Origin of the sequence: Rhodohalobacter sp. 8-1, assembly GCF_038150125.1 — a bacterium.
Lineage (GTDB): Bacteria > Bacteroidota > Rhodothermia > Balneolales > Balneolaceae > SW132.
This window is the reverse complement of the sequence record NZ_JBBVMF010000018.1, coordinates 94,789-110,152: the sequence shown is the minus strand read 5'-3', so window position 1 is coordinate 110,152 and position 15,364 is coordinate 94,789. Positions and strand designations below refer to the sequence as shown.

Sequence of the window (15,364 nt, the reverse complement as noted above, 5' to 3'; positions counted from 1 at the left end):
ATCAGGATAAAATCCAACCCGCCTTGTAGCAACTACAATGGCTCTATGCGGAAGTTGAGCTAATGACCAAATAGAAGAGCTTGAAAAACGACTGGCCAAATATGAAAGTGGCCACATGGAGTTTTCTAGCTGGGACAGAGTGAAAAAAAATATTCGAAAGAAAACCAATAATGCGGTATGAATACAGTCTTTCAAGAGAGGCCGAAGCTGATATTCTGAAATCTTATGTCTGGTACGAAAGCCAACAGTAGGATTTAGGAGAGGATTTTGTGACCCAACTTTCAAGCTAAAGCTGCGATTTTGAAAAATCCTTTAGCCAATGAGGTTTGTTATGGGAATCAAGTAAGAGGCTATGTCACTAAGCGATTTCCATATTTAATATTGTACGTCGTAAAAGAGCACAGCATTGATGCGATTGCTGTTTTTAACACGTTACAGAACCCGGATCAGTTGCAAAAGAGAATATGAGGATTTTTTTGTTCTTACTTGGCTCTGGCGAGTTACTCCTCATCAATATCAAGTGACTCCCGTCTTTTTACAAGCGTAAGAATTCTGTACTCGGCAACCAGTAAATCCTCCTGGTTCGTTACCTCAACATCCCACCAAACCATTCCATACGGGAATTTGTCTGATGTTCTTTTCTGACGCGCTGTTTTACGAGCGGCGATGAGTTTTGCCTGGATAGTATCGCCTGGAGCGACCGGGGCGATAAACCGCAGATCTTCCAGGCCGTAATTGAGCAAAACGGGGCCGGGAGATGGATGCACGAATAGACCCGCCGCGGCAGAAAGCACAAAATAGCCGTGGGCAATTCGTTTTTCGAAGAGCGAATCCTTTGCTGCAATCTCATCAAAATGAGCATAAAAGTGATCACCACTGATGCCGCCGAAGTTTACGATATCTGCCTCGGTCACCGTTCGCCTGTGTGTGGTAAGCGCCTCGCCAATTTTCACATCTTCGAAATGCTTTTTGAAAGGATGGATATCAGCTTCAGTCGTCTCGGCACCTTTAATATGCTGATTTACAATATTCATGATGGTGGTGGGTGATCCCTGAAGTGCCACACGCTGCATATTGTGCAATACCGATCGCGCTCCGCCCAGTTCTTCCCCGCCACCAGCGTGCCCCGGGCCACCGTGTACCATGTGCGGCATGGGCGATCCGTGACCGGTCGATTCCTTTGCCGAATTACGGTTAATCACCATGAACCTGCCATGATACGGCGCACACCCCAGTGTAATCTCACGGGCCACATCATCATCATTCGTGAAAAGCGACCCTACCAGCGAGCCATCCGATTTATTGGCGATGTCAATCGCTTCGTCCATGTTGCTATAGGGCATGATGGTTGTCATCGGACCAAACGCCTCTACTTTATGGGGCGTATCTGATTCCAGCGGCTTATGGCAGAGCAAAACCCGGGCATTTGTAAATGCATCTCTTTTTCCATCACTATTGCCGTTAAATACTGTTTTACTATACTTTTCAAGCTCAGTGAGCTGTTCTGAAAACCGTTCGTTCTGCTGGGAGCTTGCAAGCGGCCCCATTCGAGTGTTTTCATCAGCCGGATCGCCAATCGTGGTTTTATCAAGCCGTTTTTTAAGGGCTTCAATCACGTCATCCACAAGATCATTGTGAACAATTGTCCGGCGGATGGCCGTGCATTTCTGGCCGGTTTTTACCGTCATTTCGCTGGCTACTTCCTTGATAAATAGGTGGAACTCATCCATATCGGGAGATACATCCGGACCTAAAATTGAACAGTTCAGAGAGTCAGCCTCGAGGTTAAATGGAATGCTTTTGTCAATGATATTGGGATGAGCCTTCAGCTTCTTGCCTGTTGTTGCCGACCCGGTGAAGGAGACGCTGTCCTGGCTCATCAGATGATCGAGCAGATCGCCTGGTTTGTCGGCCGCTATAAACTGAATGGATCCCTCCGGCAAAATGTCCGATTCAATCATCGCCTTGAAAACAGCGTGCGCAAGGTAAGAGCCAATAGGTGATGGTTTTACGATACACGGTACACCCGCAATAATACACGGCGCGAGTTTTTCGAGCATTCCCCACACCGGGAAATTAAAAGCGTTGATATGAATACCGACACCGCGTTTAGGCACGCAAATATGCTGCCCCACAAACGTGCCGCCGCGCGACAATCGCTGAACGCCGCCCTCTACATGAAACGGCAGATCAGAGAGCTCCTGGCGTGATTTACTCGAAAGAGTAAACATGGTTCCGATGCCGCCCTCGATATCGATCCAGGAATCCTGGCGGGTAGCTCCCGTTTGAGTGGAAAGTTTATAAAACTCTTCTTTACGCTCAATCAGGTACTTGGCAAGAAACTTAATCTTAAATGCCCGCTGATGGATCGTCATCTCGCGAAGTGCCGGTCCGCCCACGGTTCGGGCGTACTCACACAGCGCCTTGTAGTCGAGATCGGCTTCAATGAGTGTGGCGACCGTTGCACCATCGACGGCACTTTTTAGGTCTGTTTCGTTTCCCTTGGTGATCCAGTTGCCTTGTGCGTAGGAAGTTACGTTCATGATGCGATTGTGTATGGTAGATTGAATGAGTTTGGAGGAATATATAAATAAACCTCCAAGGTTTTTACCCCGAAGGAATCGTTCTGCGAAAAACCTTCGAGGTTTCGGTGCTTTTTTGAAGACGTGTAAGGAAAATGGAGTTTTTGGATCATATTCAAAACACTCCGAGAGTTGCGACCCCTTGGAGGGTATCTAAAAAATTAGGAATGCTAATGGCGCAAAATAGAATACCACTCGAAACCGGTCAGATGTACCATATCTGGACGCACGCAAACGGCTGCGAAAACCTGTTCCTTGAAAATCAGAACTACACATACTTCTTAGAAAAATACAGCTACCATATTGAACCGGTAGCCGAAACGTATGCGTACTGCCTGATGCCGAACCATCTGCATGTGATGGTAAGGGTTAAAAGGGAGAATGAAATACGCAAATCATTCAAAGGCAAAGACCTGACAGGTTTTGAAAACCTGTCAGGTCTCGTTTCGAAGCAATTTAGTAATCTTTTCAACGCCTATGCGAAAGCTTACAATAAGCTTTATGATCGCAGAGGATCACTTTTCGAAAGGCCGTTCAACCGCAAACTCATCAACTCTGACAATTACTTTGGCACCCTCATCGCATATATCCACAACAACCCGGTTCATCATGGATTTGCTTCTCAGCCCGGAGAGTGGCCGTACAGCTCCTGGCATGCGTACTTGCAGCAGAAGATTACGAAAGTTAGGAGAGAAGAGGGGCTGTGTTGGTTTGGTGGCCGGGATAAATTTTTGAGGGTTCATCGGGAGATCGTTATGGAAAAGGCTATTGCATTGTTTGAGCGATAAGCCTTATCAATCCTCCAAGGGTTTCGAACCCTTGGAATTTAAAAGGGATCAAAACCCACTCATAAAATATATGTATGATATATGTGTAATAATTTGATATCATACACGCATGGACCCGGAAAAATATTCAGATTACGATCTCGAGCAGGATGTGCACCGCATCACGCTCTACAGCACGGTAGCCAAGGAGCATCAGCATGTGAGCATGAAGAGGCGGCTATACCTGCACCTGGATATGAACTGTTTTTACGCACAGGTGGAGCAACGGGCCTACAATCTTTATGGACTTCCGCTGGCGATGGGCGGCTGGCGAAAACCCAATGGCATTGCACGGGGCATTGTGGCAACGGCTAGTTACGAAGCGCGCGCTCTCGGCATCAAAACGGCGATGAGCGCGTTTGAGGCCTCCCAGATTTGCCCCTACCTGGTGTTCATGCAGATCGACTACGATAAGTACAAGGGAATCAGCCGGCAGCTCCGGGAAATTATGGACCACTTCTCGCCGGATGTGGAGAAATATTCGATGGATGAGTATTTCATGGATATCACGTTTCTGAGGAAAAAGGGGAGAGGGGAGATCCTGTCGTTTGTAAAGCGGCTGAAGAAAGCAATTTATGAACACCTGGGATTGGTCTGCTCCGTGGGAGTAGCTACTAGCAAAACCTGGTCGAAGCTCGCATCAGACCTGAGAAAACCGGATGGCGAACTGCTGATTATGAGTTCCGATGACGCAGCCCAGTATCTTTACCCGCTTCCCGTGGACGAGGTGTGGGGAATCGGCCGCCGGCGCTATGAACATCTTAAGAAATATGGAATACTGACGATTGCTGATGCGGTGAAACAGGGAAAAGTGCCGTTTCAAAAGCTGTTTGGCGAAATGCAGGGGCAGCTGTTCTGGGAAACCGTGACCGGACGCGACCGCGCCAAAGTGCTGCAGAATGACGATCACGTGCCCGATGAAGTCAGCTACATGCACACGTTCTCCGACTGGACGGATGATCCCGATGCGGTAAAAGGCGAAATCGTAAAAGCGGTGCGTAAGGTGTGCTACCGCATGCGCGGCTACCGGCGCAAAGCCCGGCGCTGGGGATGTCACATCCGTTTCCAGGAGGCACACTGGGAGGGACGCTCATTTGCGTTCAACACGCCCGGCTTTACCAATCTCGATGATTATGTGCTGCAGAGCTGCCTTGATGAGGCGATGTATATTGTGAAAAGTGCGTTAAAAAAAGGGATCAAAATCCGGGGTGTTGGTATGCATACTATTGAGATGCAGCAGACGGAGCAGCTCGAAATCTTTTTCCAGGAAAAGGAACAGGTTCGACATCTCTACCGGGCTACCGACTGCCTCAACAACTGTTATGGTCCCGATACCGTCTGTAAAGCAGCGGTTCACGAAAGCGTGAAGGGAAACACTCATTTTGTAAACCGGAGCTGATTCAACTCATTAAGCGGCAATGAAATAGACTATTAAAGAAAAAACAGATCAATAAAAGTTAAAGATGTTCTATTCCATGATTAATTAGTTATTTTAGGCCAGTAAATGAATTGACGGACCGCGGCTGAGAGAGATAATGTTCATTTGGAAACAAATAAAAGATAATTGAAATTAAACAGTAGAAGCATCGGATGAGAAAGAAAAAAGTAACGGTACTGAATGAGTCGGGCCTGCATGCGCGGCCGTCATCAGTATTGGTGAAAACCGCTTCAGGGTTTAAATCTGACCTGCAGATCGAAATGTACGGATATCGTATCAATGGAAAGAGTATTCTTGGCTTAATGACGCTTGCTGCAGAACAAGGGTCGGAAATGGAGCTGATCGTGGAAGGCCCGGATGAAGATGAAGCGATTGAAGCACTGATAAAACTATTTGAAAATAAGTTCAAACAGGAATGAGCACCACCACAGAACAAGACCTGAAGGACAGAACGTTGTTGGGTACACCGGGAGCGGGAGGGCGCGGTGTGGGTCGTCCGGTTATCATCAATACGGAAAAAAAGATAGTAAAGCCTGAAAAGGTCAATGAAGATAGAATTGATGATGAAGTAGAGCTAATTGAAAAAGCGCTGGACGAGCTCGTTAAAGAATTTGAAGGGCTGAAAAAGATTAATAATGAGGAAGACGTTGCGGACGTAATGGAAAGCCAGGTTCAGCTTTTGCGTGATCCAGAACTTAAAAAATCGATACTTGGGAAAATTCAGGATCAGAAATTTAAGGCTGTTTACGCCATTTTTTCCTCATTCAATGAATACATTCAGCTCCTGGAAAATACGGAAGCAAACTGGCTGAAAGACCGAACAATTGATGTTGTATCCATCAGAGATCAATTGATTGATACGGTCCGCAATAAGCAGCCTGATTATATTCATGCAGATAACGGCGTTATTTTTGCTGAAGAACTTTCTCCCACTGAAATGATAAAGCTCAGCCGGTTTAATCTCGCCGGAATAGTGACAGAAAAAGGAGGGCTGACATCACATGTTGTTATTCTTGCCCATTCTCTTGGCATACCCTGCGTGATTGGCGTTGATTGGAAACGAATGCGTCCTGAAGATTTCGAATTTGTCATGATTGATGGCGATGTAGGATCGGTTCTTTTCGAGCCCACTGACCGGCTGAAGGAGGAGGTGGAATTATACAAACAGGAAAAGCTCAGAAAAGAAGGAATTGCTCTTCAATGGGCGTCTGAACCCGATGAAACCGAATGTGGCTGTTCGTTTACAATTCGTGGAAATGTTGAGTTTATAAGTGAATTACCCCGGATTAAAACACATGGAGCACGTGGTATTGGGTTGCTGCGGACCGAAACAATCTTGTTTGAGTCAGGCGGTTTCGACGTGCAAACGCAAATCGATTTCTACCGCCAGGTTGCAGAAGCATCAGGGGAAGATCCGGTCATCATTCGGCTTTTTGATGCCGGCGGTGATAAGCTGCCGGAAAATCATGAGGTAGAACATAACCCGTTCCTCGGGTGGAGAGGTATACGGATGCTTCTCGATAAACCAGATCTCCTTCGTCAGCAGTATGAGGCTATCCTTCGTGTGTCTGCAGAATACAGAGGGAAGATAAAAATTCTTGTGCCGATGATATCTCACATGCAGCAAATTGAGAAGGCAAAAGATATCCTGGAAGACGTGAAAGACGAGCTACGGGATTCTGGCGTTGAATTTGATTCGGATATTCCGTTTGGAATCATGATTGAGGTTCCCGGAATTGCAATGATGGCGAAAGAAGCGGCCGAAGAGGTCGACTTTTTTAGCATTGGCACAAACGACCTCACACAATACATGCTGGCTGTGGACAGGGGAAACGGTAAAATTTCGTCTCTATATCAGCCGTCACATCCGTCAATCTGGCGAATGATTCAGTTTGTGGTAAACGCCTCTAAGGAAGCCGGAATACCCATTTCGGTTTGTGGGGAAATGGCTTCTAACCCGTTGTACGCAGCTTGCTTTCTGGGGATGGGCATCAGCGATTTAAGTATGACCACGAACTCCATTCCGGCCGTAAAAGAGATGTTGTGCACCCATTCGCTTGCTGAATTTAAAGAGAAATCAACGCAGGTGTTGAATGCTCGAACGTTTTCGGATGTGAATTTGATTTTTAGTGAGTGGCAGAAAAAGCTTGAGCTGCATCATACGTAACGATACGTTTGCGACTCAAATAATCGATAACATTTTTTAAGACCAGATATCAAATCAAATATCCAAACCAGCTATAATGGAATCCTTCAATTGTAATCTCTACAGGTCGAACCTGAATACGAGCTGGCTTGGAGCCGATTTGATCTATAAGGAGTCAGTTGAATCAACAAACAGCCTGTTAAAATCTGCGGATGAAGATGAGTTCGAGCATGGGACCGTCTGTGTTGCAGATCATCAAACTCAGGGCAGAGGGCAGTATCAGCGTGCGTGGAAGTCTGAGAAAGGCAAAAACTTAACGTTTACAATTGCTTTCAAGCCCGGTTCGGGAGATCGCCTGCCGCTGCTGACACTCTGTTGCGCACTTGGAGTGGCTCGTGCTATAGACCGGGCAGGTATTGAACAGTGTAAAATAAAGTGGCCGAATGATCTGTTGATTGATGACAAAAAGGTCGCCGGGATATTAACAGAATCAGTGTTCTTAGGTCGCAGCCCGGAGCGTGTCCTTGTTGGGATTGGCCTGAACGTAAATCAAAAAAAATTCGGGGATGCTGTTGCGGTGGAGGCAACATCCATGGCACTTGAAAAAGGCACCCCTGTTTTACGAGAGAATACACTTTGTGCAATATTGAGTGAAATCGAACATCTCTACACCCGATGGCATCACCGGGATACAGAACTTTGTAAGGATGTGAATGAGCGACTCGACGGGTTTGGCCAGTGGGTAAACGTTACGATTAATGATGAGGCTCAGGACAAAAAGTACAAATTTCTGGGGATGAACGATAAAGGGGAGTGTGTGATGTTGAATGAAGGATTGAATGTGCATACCTTCTCCTATGAACAGATTCGAGTCTTTCCAGATCGTTAAGGCATTTCGCCAAGCGCTCTCAACAGTTGAGCAACACGACTCTTCCATGTTTATTTGTGGCGTAAGTGGCGGCGTAGACTCTATGGTGCTTCTCTACCTGCTCCACCGGTTTGATGTAAACTGTACAGTGGCTCACTGTAACTACCAGCTCCGGGGTGAAGAATCAGATAAAGATATGGAGCTTGTAGAAGAGATATCTGCCATGTGGGGGTTCGACTGCATCACGGCCCGGTTTGATCCGGTTAAAGTAGAGGAATCAAATACTCAGCTTTGGGCACGAGATCTTCGCTACACTATGTTTCGTGATCTGAAACATGAACTGGATGCCGGGTTTATTATAACAGCTCACCATAGGGATGACCAGGTTGAAACAATATTACAGAAAATTCTGCGCGGAGCCGCTCCCGGGGCATGGAGCGGAATGAGCATCGTGGATGATGAACTTTTCCGGCCGCTTCTCGACGTGACCAAAAAAGAGATTCTTGAGTTTGCTAAAGCTCAGCACGTCCCGTTTCGCAAAGACAGGACCAATCAAACATCTGCCTACGCCAGAAACCTTATTCGAAATGAAGTTTCTCCGCGACTGGATAAATTGATTCCGGGCTGGAAAACAAATCTTCTGCGAATTCCGGAAAAAGCGAATCAATTCAGTTTAATGGCAGAGGCTCTGCTCCGCCAGGTTGAACAGGAGCCGATGAAAATTGATCGTGACGCTTTGCTCGCTCTCCCTAAAGATCTATGGCCGCCTATAATTCACCGCTTTATCGAAAAAAATGCACAAAATGTAAAAATTTCAGTCGGTGAGCTCCATCAAACAAATGCGTTGGATAACTTGCAAACAGGCGGATTTCTACAATTTGGAGAAAAGCTCAGGCTCGTTCGAAATCGGGATGAGTTTTGCCTGGTTATAGATGAAGAAGAGCATATGCCACATACGATCACCATCAGGGCGGAAGATTTACCGTTAATATCCCGGGAGAATTCCATTCAAATAAAGCTACTTCCGTGGAAAGGCGAAATTAAACCGAATTGTTTGCAGCTTGATGCCGCCCTGTTAGACTGGCCACTCACACTCAGGCCATGGCGTGATGGTGACCGGATTCAGCCTCTCGGGATGGATGGCCATAAACAAGTGGCTGATCTGCTCACCGATAAAAAAATTTCAACGGTTCAAAAAAACCATACCTATTTGATAGAATCTTTTGATGGAATAATTTGTGCCGTTATATTTCCGCACCTCACATCACGGCGACAGATTGGGGTGATATCAGAGCAGTTTAAGTGCACAAAAGCTACAAATCAGATACTACTAATCGATACCGACGTTTAAATGGATCAATATCTTCCCGAAAAAGTAAATATAAACGGCGAACAATTTCGGATCTATCTAACCCAGGAAGAGATCCAGCAGCGGTTAAAAGCACTGGGAGACCAAATCAGCCTGGACTATAAAGATAAAAAGCCCATTTTTATAGGAGTGCTAAACGGAGCTTTTGTCTTTCTGTCTGATTTGATGCGATATGTAACCATACCCTGCGAGGTCGATTTTCTGAAACTAAGCAGCTACGGTGACGAAAAGGTATCGTCAGGAAACGTTACAGATCTCAAAAATATCGATGCCAACATTAAAGGTCGCCACGTCATTTTAGTGGAAGATATCGTGGATACCGGGCTATCAATGAACTACCTCTTTAAAAAGCTGAAGCAGTTTGGCCCCGCCTCACTCTCAGCTGCCACGCTGCTTCATAAGACAGAAGCCACACATCACGAGGTTGAGCTGAAATACGTAGGCTTTAAAATTGCCAACCTCTTTGTTCTTGGCTACGGACTCGATTATGCCCAGGAAGGCCGAAACCTGGGTCAGATCTATATTCTTGAAGAGTAATGGTGTATTGTCATCGGATGAGTTTTTCTAAAAGCCGGGACATATCAGATCAACATTTGAATTTTGACTGACTCATCCGATGACTCACTTCAGAGAGATTACTATTGATACCACATTAGTTTATGTATTATCTGCTATTGACAATCAAAAATGCCGAATCCATTCATTCTGAAACTTTATCAAAATCAGGGTTGCAAAGGCATCTAAAAGCTTCCTATATTTGATGCTCTTCAAATCAGGCACAACCTGTTTTGACCACACGGAGAGATGGCTGAGTGGTCGAAAGCGCTCCCCTGCTAAGGGAGTATACCCTCAACGGGGTATCGAGGGTTCGAATCCCTCTCTCTCCGCAACAAAATTGACTTGAAAAGCACCGTTCATAAATTGGATGGTGCTTTTTTTTTGTCTTAGGCATAGTAAATTTTAGTTCATTTGAGTATACCCTCTACGGGTATCGAAGGGTTCCCCCGAAGGGATTCTTTTGGAAGAATCCCTCTCTCTCTCTCTCCGCATTAAGATTGATTTAAAAGGCACTGTTCAGTAAGTGGGCATTGCCTTTTTTTTATTGGCATTACGGAGAGGGAATTTACATCCTGTGGATGTAAACCCCGAAAGGGTATTGATGGGTTCCATCGCAGGCCCCATAAGGGATTACTTGGGAAGATTCTTTCGGAAAAATACCCTCTCCCCGCATTACTATTTTTTTCCTGAGTTCGACATTAGGACACCCTAAAGATCTACTACATCGAATGGAAATGTCTTTCCATATAACAGGTTCCTTATGGGCTTCTGTACTTATTACAAGTATGTGATGATCTCATCACAAGCATTTGTAAGAGAACAGTATTTGGACATAGCACAACAGGCTGTAAGCCTGAAACAACTCAGACTAGGGCAGCGCCCGGGGTATCGAATGCGCGTAATCAAGGCAGGCTAAAGGCCTGCAACAGGCAGATTTTTTAAATGCTTGAATGATTATACATCAGGCTTTCTCTTGCTCATAACACGGGTTCTTCATCTCTCAGGATGTCATCCTTTAATGCAGATTTGATGGCTTTATATTCAACCAGATCAACCTTCATTCCCAATTCGTCTTGCAGTTCCTGTTGAATTCCGATGAACTCAAGCAAGCTTATCTTTCTATCGATTTTGACGAGGAGATCAAGATCATTTACCACAGATTCACCTCTTGCAGATGACCCGAAAATACCAGCTTTTTTGATGCTGTATTTTTTAAGGATTGGTCTGATTTTCTTTTTTATATCTTCGAGCTTCTTCATATGTATGATCTGTAGTTATAAAATCCAATATAATAAGAGTTAATTTAAATTAGATTAGATTTTGTACTGCGCTCTGGCGACTGCCCTTTTTTATGAAGTCTCCTACGAAGGATAAGGGAGTAAATCCAATCTGGCCTGTAAATTTAAATCGGTAAGGCAAATGCTTTTAAATAATTACTTTTTGGCTCCCGCTACCGGAAGAATATGATCGCACAGATCCAGCTCCCGGGGTTGGTTTGATGCCAAAAGAACAAGGCCGCTATTCTCTGCACAAGAGCGTATCATCTGTTCTACAATCCTATGTCCCGGCTCATCGAGGTTTGTACCGGGTTCGTCAAGGCAAAGAATAGCCGGACGATGAACGGCGGCTACGGCAAGTTTCACGCGTTGTTGCTGGCCTGATGAGAGATCACCGAAGGGCGAGTCGGCAAATTCGGTGAGATCAAACCGCTGAACTAATTCAGGTATCGCTTCGCATTCCTGCGATGACCTGAGGTCACGGATAAACGCCAGGTTTTCAGATGTGGTAAGTTCTTCGTAAAGATTCACGTACGGAGCCGAATAACCGAGCATGGAAGGTATTGTGCCGGTTGAGTACTCGTCTCCGTTAACACTCCATGTAACAGTGCCGGATGTCGGGCGCGTCAGTCCTGTTACGCACCGCATCAGCGTTGATTTTCCTGATCCGTTCGGACCCGCAATTCCGATAACACCTCCTCTAAATTGAAAAGAGAGGCCTTTAAAAACAGGTTCGGAAGCATACGATTTTGCAAGCTTGTCAACTTTAAGTGTAACCATGTGCGAAAGATAATGATCGGTTCACTAAACAATAATGATTAGATTAGTAAATTTTTTGGAGCTGAATGAAATATCGGACATTCGTTTCGTTGAAAGATATTGAACCCATATATTCCTCAAAAATCAGATTGCAGGTATGGAGCAACTTATAAGAAACGTCACAACGTCAATTACGGATCAGCTGTCCGGAAACAGATCATTTTACACCCCTGACGACCTTCGGGAATACGATATTCCCGAGTTTTTAATCCAGAGGGTAGAAGTTGAAATCTACAGAAATCTAAATGAATCAATTGTGCCGCCGCATTCTGAATGGGCGGACATGTCTGCCAAAGAAGTTGAGGATGCATGGGAGCAATTTATTGATGCAATTGTTGCTGAAGTCAGAATGCCGGCGGCTTTTGCCTCTACTGTTTTTGAAACTGCGATTGCTGATGTCATGGAAATGATTCTGCAGCCTCGGAAAGCAATACCGGAGATTCTGTTTGGGCCCAAAAAAAAGCTATCAATCGAGGAGCTGGAAAAACGTCTATCGTTTATTTCGGTAAATTCGCATCTCGCTCAGGCCATCCATAAATACATGAAACGAAAAGGCTTAGCTGAGATTGAAATTGGAACGGCTCGGCGTGTGGTAATGAAGGTTGATGAACGCATCACCGCAAATTATAACTCTCTGAACTGGGCACAGCTTCTTCAGCCTCTGTTCATTTTAGCAGGGCCAAAAATTGATACGGAACTGTTTCGCATCTTTTTCAGAGATCGCAATATGGACCGCATCTCCCGACGGTTCGACCTGCTCAGCGGATCACTCAATAAAATTGAATTTATAGAAATACTGAGTTCTCCGGATCTCCTGAACGAGGAGGGGTATGAAGAAGATCAGGTCTCACTGTTTGATGTGCAATCAACAGAATCCAGTGCCAAGGAGGAAGACACGTCTGACTCGGGTATGCCAGACGCTGAGAAAATTAAGAAAGACGCTTCAGTAAGTGGATTTCAGGGTTTTGATGAAGAATCTGATTCCGTCAAACCTAAGGACGTTCAATCATCGTCGCGAGAGAACAAAAGTGAAACGAGTGAAATTGGAAAACAACATATCGCATCAAGAACTTCAGCAAAAGAGTCAGAGGAGAGTAACGACGATGATGATTCTATTCTGGGTACGTTTCAAAATCAGCACCGATCTGCAGAATTATCTGAAGAAAGTGAGATTTACGCTGCAAGCGCTGGTGCAGAAAAATCTGCTTTTGACGAAGACAGGGATGACAGCGACGTAAAAGACAGTGATGAAGATACTCCACTTTACGTTCGGTTTGATGACGATGAGGAAAGTACAGTGGATCAGATTGATTCAGAAGAGTATGAAGAGCGTTTTGCCGATCAGTTTGTTTCCGGGGAGGATTCAAAAGACGATGCTGACGTTTCCACTGGTGTGTTGAAAAAAGAGGATTCACATCATGAATCAGCTAAAGATGACTCTTTTGATGAAGCAGGCGAGGAATCTAAGACCAATAATTTGTCTGCTGAAGAATCTTCTGAAGCGGACGAAGAGAGCCCAATCTGGCAATCATTTCTTGGAGATGACGACAACATAGAAGAGGAAGATATTCCTGAATATTCAGAGTTTGCGGATTTGCAGGATGAAGACGATGAAGACGCTCCGCTCATTGATCTCACGGTGCGGGAGAATGATATGGATTCGACAGACCAGTTGGTCGGTTGGTTGAAGGATGATGAAAAACGGTTTACATCCCACATTTTTAGTGGGTCAGAAAAGGCGTACGAGGAAGCTCTTATCGACCTGAATAAACTTGAAAACTGGAATCAGGCCAGCCGCTTTATCGAAAAAGAGATTTTTGCAAGGAATCTCGTAGATATGTATGATGAAGAGGCTGTTGATTTCACCGACAGGCTGCAGGCCTATTTTGACGAATATAAATCTTAAAAAAGACATCAAATGAGTAAACAGGACAAAATTGACCGGCTTCAAAAAATGCGTGAAAACGCTAAAGTTGGCGGTGGTAAAGCCCGGATTGAAAAACAACACGATAAAGGAAAACTAACGGCTCGCGAACGCATCGACATACTTCTTGACAGCGGCTCGTTCCAGGAAATCGACGCGTTTGTTCAGCACCGCAGCAATGCGTTTGGCCTTGATAAAAAGCACATTCTGGGCGATGGTGTTGTAACCGGTTCCGGAAAAATTGAAGGACGGCCTGTTTACGTGTTCAGCCAGGATTTTACAGTATTTGGCGGATCGTTGTCAGAAACCCATGCCGAAAAAATTTGCAAGGTGATGGATCTGTCTCTCAAAAATGGAGTGCCCATTATAGGCCTGAACGACTCCGGCGGCGCTCGTATCCAGGAGGGCGTGAGTTCACTCGGTGGATATGCAGAAGTCTTCTGGCGTAATTCAATGGCATCCGGCGTTGTACCGCAAATTTCAGCTGTTATGGGCCCTTGTGCCGGTGGTGCAGTGTATAGTCCCGCACTGACAGACTTCGTGTTTATGGTCCGAGATACAAGTTACATGTTTGTGACCGGTCCGAACGTGGTAAAAACGGTGACTCATGAAGAAGTAACATCAGAAGATTTAGGAGGTGCTTCTGCCCATGGAACTAAATCAGGCGTGGCACATTTTGCGTCCGATAACGACGCCGTTTGCCTGCACGATATTCGGAGCCTAATGAGCTACCTTCCTCAAAACTGCGAAGAAAAAGCCCCCCGTCAGACCGCCGCCAAACCAGACAAAGCGAAAGCGGAAAAGCTCGATGATATCGTTCCGGATAATCCCAATAAACCGTATGATATCAAAGATGTGATTGACGGTGTGATGGATAAAGAGTCTTTTTATGAGGTACACGAACATTACGCAGACAATATTGTGGTAGGGTTTGCCCGTCTTGATGGGCGGTCGGTTGGAATTGTGGCCAATCAGCCGCTTTCGCTCGCAGGTGTTCTCGATATTGACGCTTCTGTAAAGGGAGCCCGGTTTGTCCGTTTTTGTGATGCATTCAACATTCCACTTGTTGTGTTTGAAGATGTACCGGGCTTTCTGCCGGGTACCGATCAGGAGTGGGGCGGTATTATCAAACATGGTGCAAAACTTCTTTATGCGTTTTGTGAGGCAACCGTGCCTAAAATGACAGTCATCACCAGAAAAGCGTATGGTGGAGCGTATGATGTGATGAACAGCAAGCATATACGCGCGGATTATAACGTGGCTTGGCCGTCAGCTGAAATTGCGGTGATGGGTACAAAAGGAGCAGTGGAAATTATTTTCCGTAAAGAAATAGCCAAAGCAGATAACCCAGAAGAAAAACAGAAAGAACTTGAAGATCAGTATAGCGAAGAGTTTGCTCATCCTTATAAAGCAGCTGCCAGAGGATTTATTGATGATGTGATTTTACCTCATGAAACTCGTGATAAACTGATTCATGCGTTTGAACTCTGCCAGAATAAAGTAGATTCAGTGCCGAAAAAAAAGCACGACAATCTGCCTCTGTAATAAAAAAGCCG

Annotated in this window: 13 protein-coding genes and 1 tRNA gene; 11 read left to right on the top strand and 3 right to left on the bottom strand. The window is 45.4% G+C overall.

Annotation, left to right across the window (positions count from 1 at the left end; translation table 11 throughout):
* Window positions 1-70: 70 nt before the first annotated feature.
* Entirely contained in the window at window positions 71-181 is a 111-nt protein-coding gene (locus AABW11_RS20180; RefSeq protein WP_445263787.1) for an addiction module protein, read from the top strand.
* A 319-nt stretch (window positions 182-500) separates the two neighbouring features.
* Here the strand turns inward: AABW11_RS20180 and paaZ are convergent, their stop codons facing one another.
* On the bottom strand, window positions 501-2,543 hold the full coding sequence (gene paaZ, locus AABW11_RS15935) for a phenylacetic acid degradation bifunctional protein PaaZ (RefSeq protein WP_340106119.1): 2,043 nt from the start codon (window positions 2,541-2,543) through the stop codon (window positions 501-503).
* Window positions 2,544-2,755: 212 nt separating this feature from the next.
* On the opposite strand from paaZ, the gene AABW11_RS15930 reads away from it, so the two are divergent.
* The 8 genes from AABW11_RS15930 (at window position 2,756) to AABW11_RS15895 (ending at window position 10,117) form a co-directional block, all read left to right on the top strand.
* Entirely contained in the window at window positions 2,756-3,370 is a 615-nt protein-coding gene (locus AABW11_RS15930; protein ID WP_340106118.1) for a hypothetical protein, read from the top strand.
* Between the two features lie 109 nt (window positions 3,371-3,479).
* Entirely contained in the window at window positions 3,480-4,808 is a 1,329-nt protein-coding gene (locus tag AABW11_RS15925) for a Y-family DNA polymerase (RefSeq protein WP_340106117.1), read from the top strand.
* A 191-nt stretch (window positions 4,809-4,999) separates the two neighbouring features.
* On the top strand, window positions 5,000-5,266 hold the full coding sequence (locus AABW11_RS15920) for an HPr family phosphocarrier protein (protein WP_340106116.1): 267 nt from the start codon (window positions 5,000-5,002) through the stop codon (window positions 5,264-5,266).
* Window positions 5,263-7,014 (top strand): phosphoenolpyruvate--protein phosphotransferase, encoded by a 1,752-nt coding sequence (gene ptsP, locus AABW11_RS15915; RefSeq protein WP_340106115.1) that lies wholly within the window; start codon window positions 5,263-5,265, stop codon window positions 7,012-7,014. The genes AABW11_RS15920 and ptsP overlap by 4 nt, the downstream gene beginning before the upstream one ends.
* Before the next feature lie 76 nt (window positions 7,015-7,090).
* Window positions 7,091-7,882, top strand: coding sequence for a biotin--[acetyl-CoA-carboxylase] ligase (locus AABW11_RS15910; protein ID WP_340106114.1), 792 nt, complete (start codon window positions 7,091-7,093; stop codon window positions 7,880-7,882).
* Window positions 7,851-9,212, top strand: a complete 1,362-nt coding sequence (tilS, locus tag AABW11_RS15905) for a tRNA lysidine(34) synthetase TilS (protein ID WP_340106113.1) — start codon at window positions 7,851-7,853, stop codon at window positions 9,210-9,212. The genes AABW11_RS15910 and tilS overlap by 32 nt, the downstream gene beginning before the upstream one ends.
* Window positions 9,213-9,767 (top strand): hypoxanthine phosphoribosyltransferase, encoded by a 555-nt coding sequence (hpt, locus tag AABW11_RS15900; RefSeq protein WP_340106112.1) that lies wholly within the window; start codon window positions 9,213-9,215, stop codon window positions 9,765-9,767.
* 261 nt (window positions 9,768-10,028) lie between these two features.
* Window positions 10,029-10,117: transfer RNA gene (locus AABW11_RS15895), tRNA-Ser, on the top strand.
* A gap of 648 nt (window positions 10,118-10,765) precedes the next feature.
* On the opposite strand, the gene AABW11_RS15890 is transcribed toward AABW11_RS15895, so the two are convergent.
* Both AABW11_RS15890 and AABW11_RS15885 read right to left on the bottom strand, forming a co-directional pair.
* Window positions 10,766-11,047 (bottom strand): nucleotidyltransferase family protein, encoded by a 282-nt coding sequence (locus AABW11_RS15890; RefSeq protein WP_340106111.1) that lies wholly within the window; start codon window positions 11,045-11,047, stop codon window positions 10,766-10,768.
* A gap of 174 nt (window positions 11,048-11,221) precedes the next feature.
* Window positions 11,222-11,845 carry an ABC transporter ATP-binding protein gene (locus tag AABW11_RS15885; protein ID WP_340106109.1) on the bottom strand — a complete coding sequence of 208 codons (624 nt, stop codon included), beginning with the start codon at window positions 11,843-11,845 and terminating at the stop codon, window positions 11,222-11,224.
* A gap of 136 nt (window positions 11,846-11,981) precedes the next feature.
* Between AABW11_RS15885 and AABW11_RS15880 the strand changes: the two genes are divergently transcribed.
* Window positions 11,982-13,790 carry a hypothetical protein gene (locus AABW11_RS15880; protein ID WP_340106108.1) on the top strand — a complete coding sequence of 603 codons (1,809 nt, stop codon included), beginning with the start codon at window positions 11,982-11,984 and terminating at the stop codon, window positions 13,788-13,790.
* A 12-nt stretch (window positions 13,791-13,802) separates the two neighbouring features.
* On the top strand, window positions 13,803-15,353 hold the full coding sequence (locus tag AABW11_RS15875; protein WP_340106107.1) for an acyl-CoA carboxylase subunit beta: 1,551 nt from the start codon (window positions 13,803-13,805) through the stop codon (window positions 15,351-15,353).
* The last annotated feature ends 11 nt before the right edge of the window (window positions 15,354-15,364 follow it).

Bases quoted from the DNA above. Each gene is read 5' to 3' on its own strand.
- AABW11_RS15910 (WP_340106114.1), top strand. From the start codon at position 7,091: ATGGAATCCTTCAATTGTAATCTCTACAGGTCGAACCTGAATACGAGC.
- AABW11_RS15920 (WP_340106116.1), top strand. From the start codon at position 5,000: ATGAGAAAGAAAAAAGTAACGGTACTGAATGAGTCGGGCCTGCATGCG.
- tilS (WP_340106113.1), top strand. From the start codon at position 7,851: ATGAACAGATTCGAGTCTTTCCAGATCGTTAAGGCATTTCGCCAAGCG.
- AABW11_RS15875 (WP_340106107.1), top strand. From the start codon at position 13,803: ATGAGTAAACAGGACAAAATTGACCGGCTTCAAAAAATGCGTGAAAAC.
- AABW11_RS15885 (WP_340106109.1), bottom strand. From the start codon at position 11,845: ATGGTTACACTTAAAGTTGACAAGCTTGCAAAATCGTATGCTTCCGAA.
- hpt (WP_340106112.1), top strand. From the start codon at position 9,213: ATGGATCAATATCTTCCCGAAAAAGTAAATATAAACGGCGAACAATTT.
- AABW11_RS15930 (WP_340106118.1), top strand. From the start codon at position 2,756: ATGGCGCAAAATAGAATACCACTCGAAACCGGTCAGATGTACCATATC.
- ptsP (WP_340106115.1), top strand. From the start codon at position 5,263: ATGAGCACCACCACAGAACAAGACCTGAAGGACAGAACGTTGTTGGGT.
- AABW11_RS15890 (WP_340106111.1), bottom strand. From the start codon at position 11,047: ATGAAGAAGCTCGAAGATATAAAAAAGAAAATCAGACCAATCCTTAAA.
- AABW11_RS15925 (WP_340106117.1), top strand. From the start codon at position 3,480: ATGGACCCGGAAAAATATTCAGATTACGATCTCGAGCAGGATGTGCAC.
- AABW11_RS15880 (WP_340106108.1), top strand. From the start codon at position 11,982: ATGGAGCAACTTATAAGAAACGTCACAACGTCAATTACGGATCAGCTG.
- paaZ (WP_340106119.1), bottom strand. From the start codon at position 2,543: ATGAACGTAACTTCCTACGCACAAGGCAACTGGATCACCAAGGGAAAC.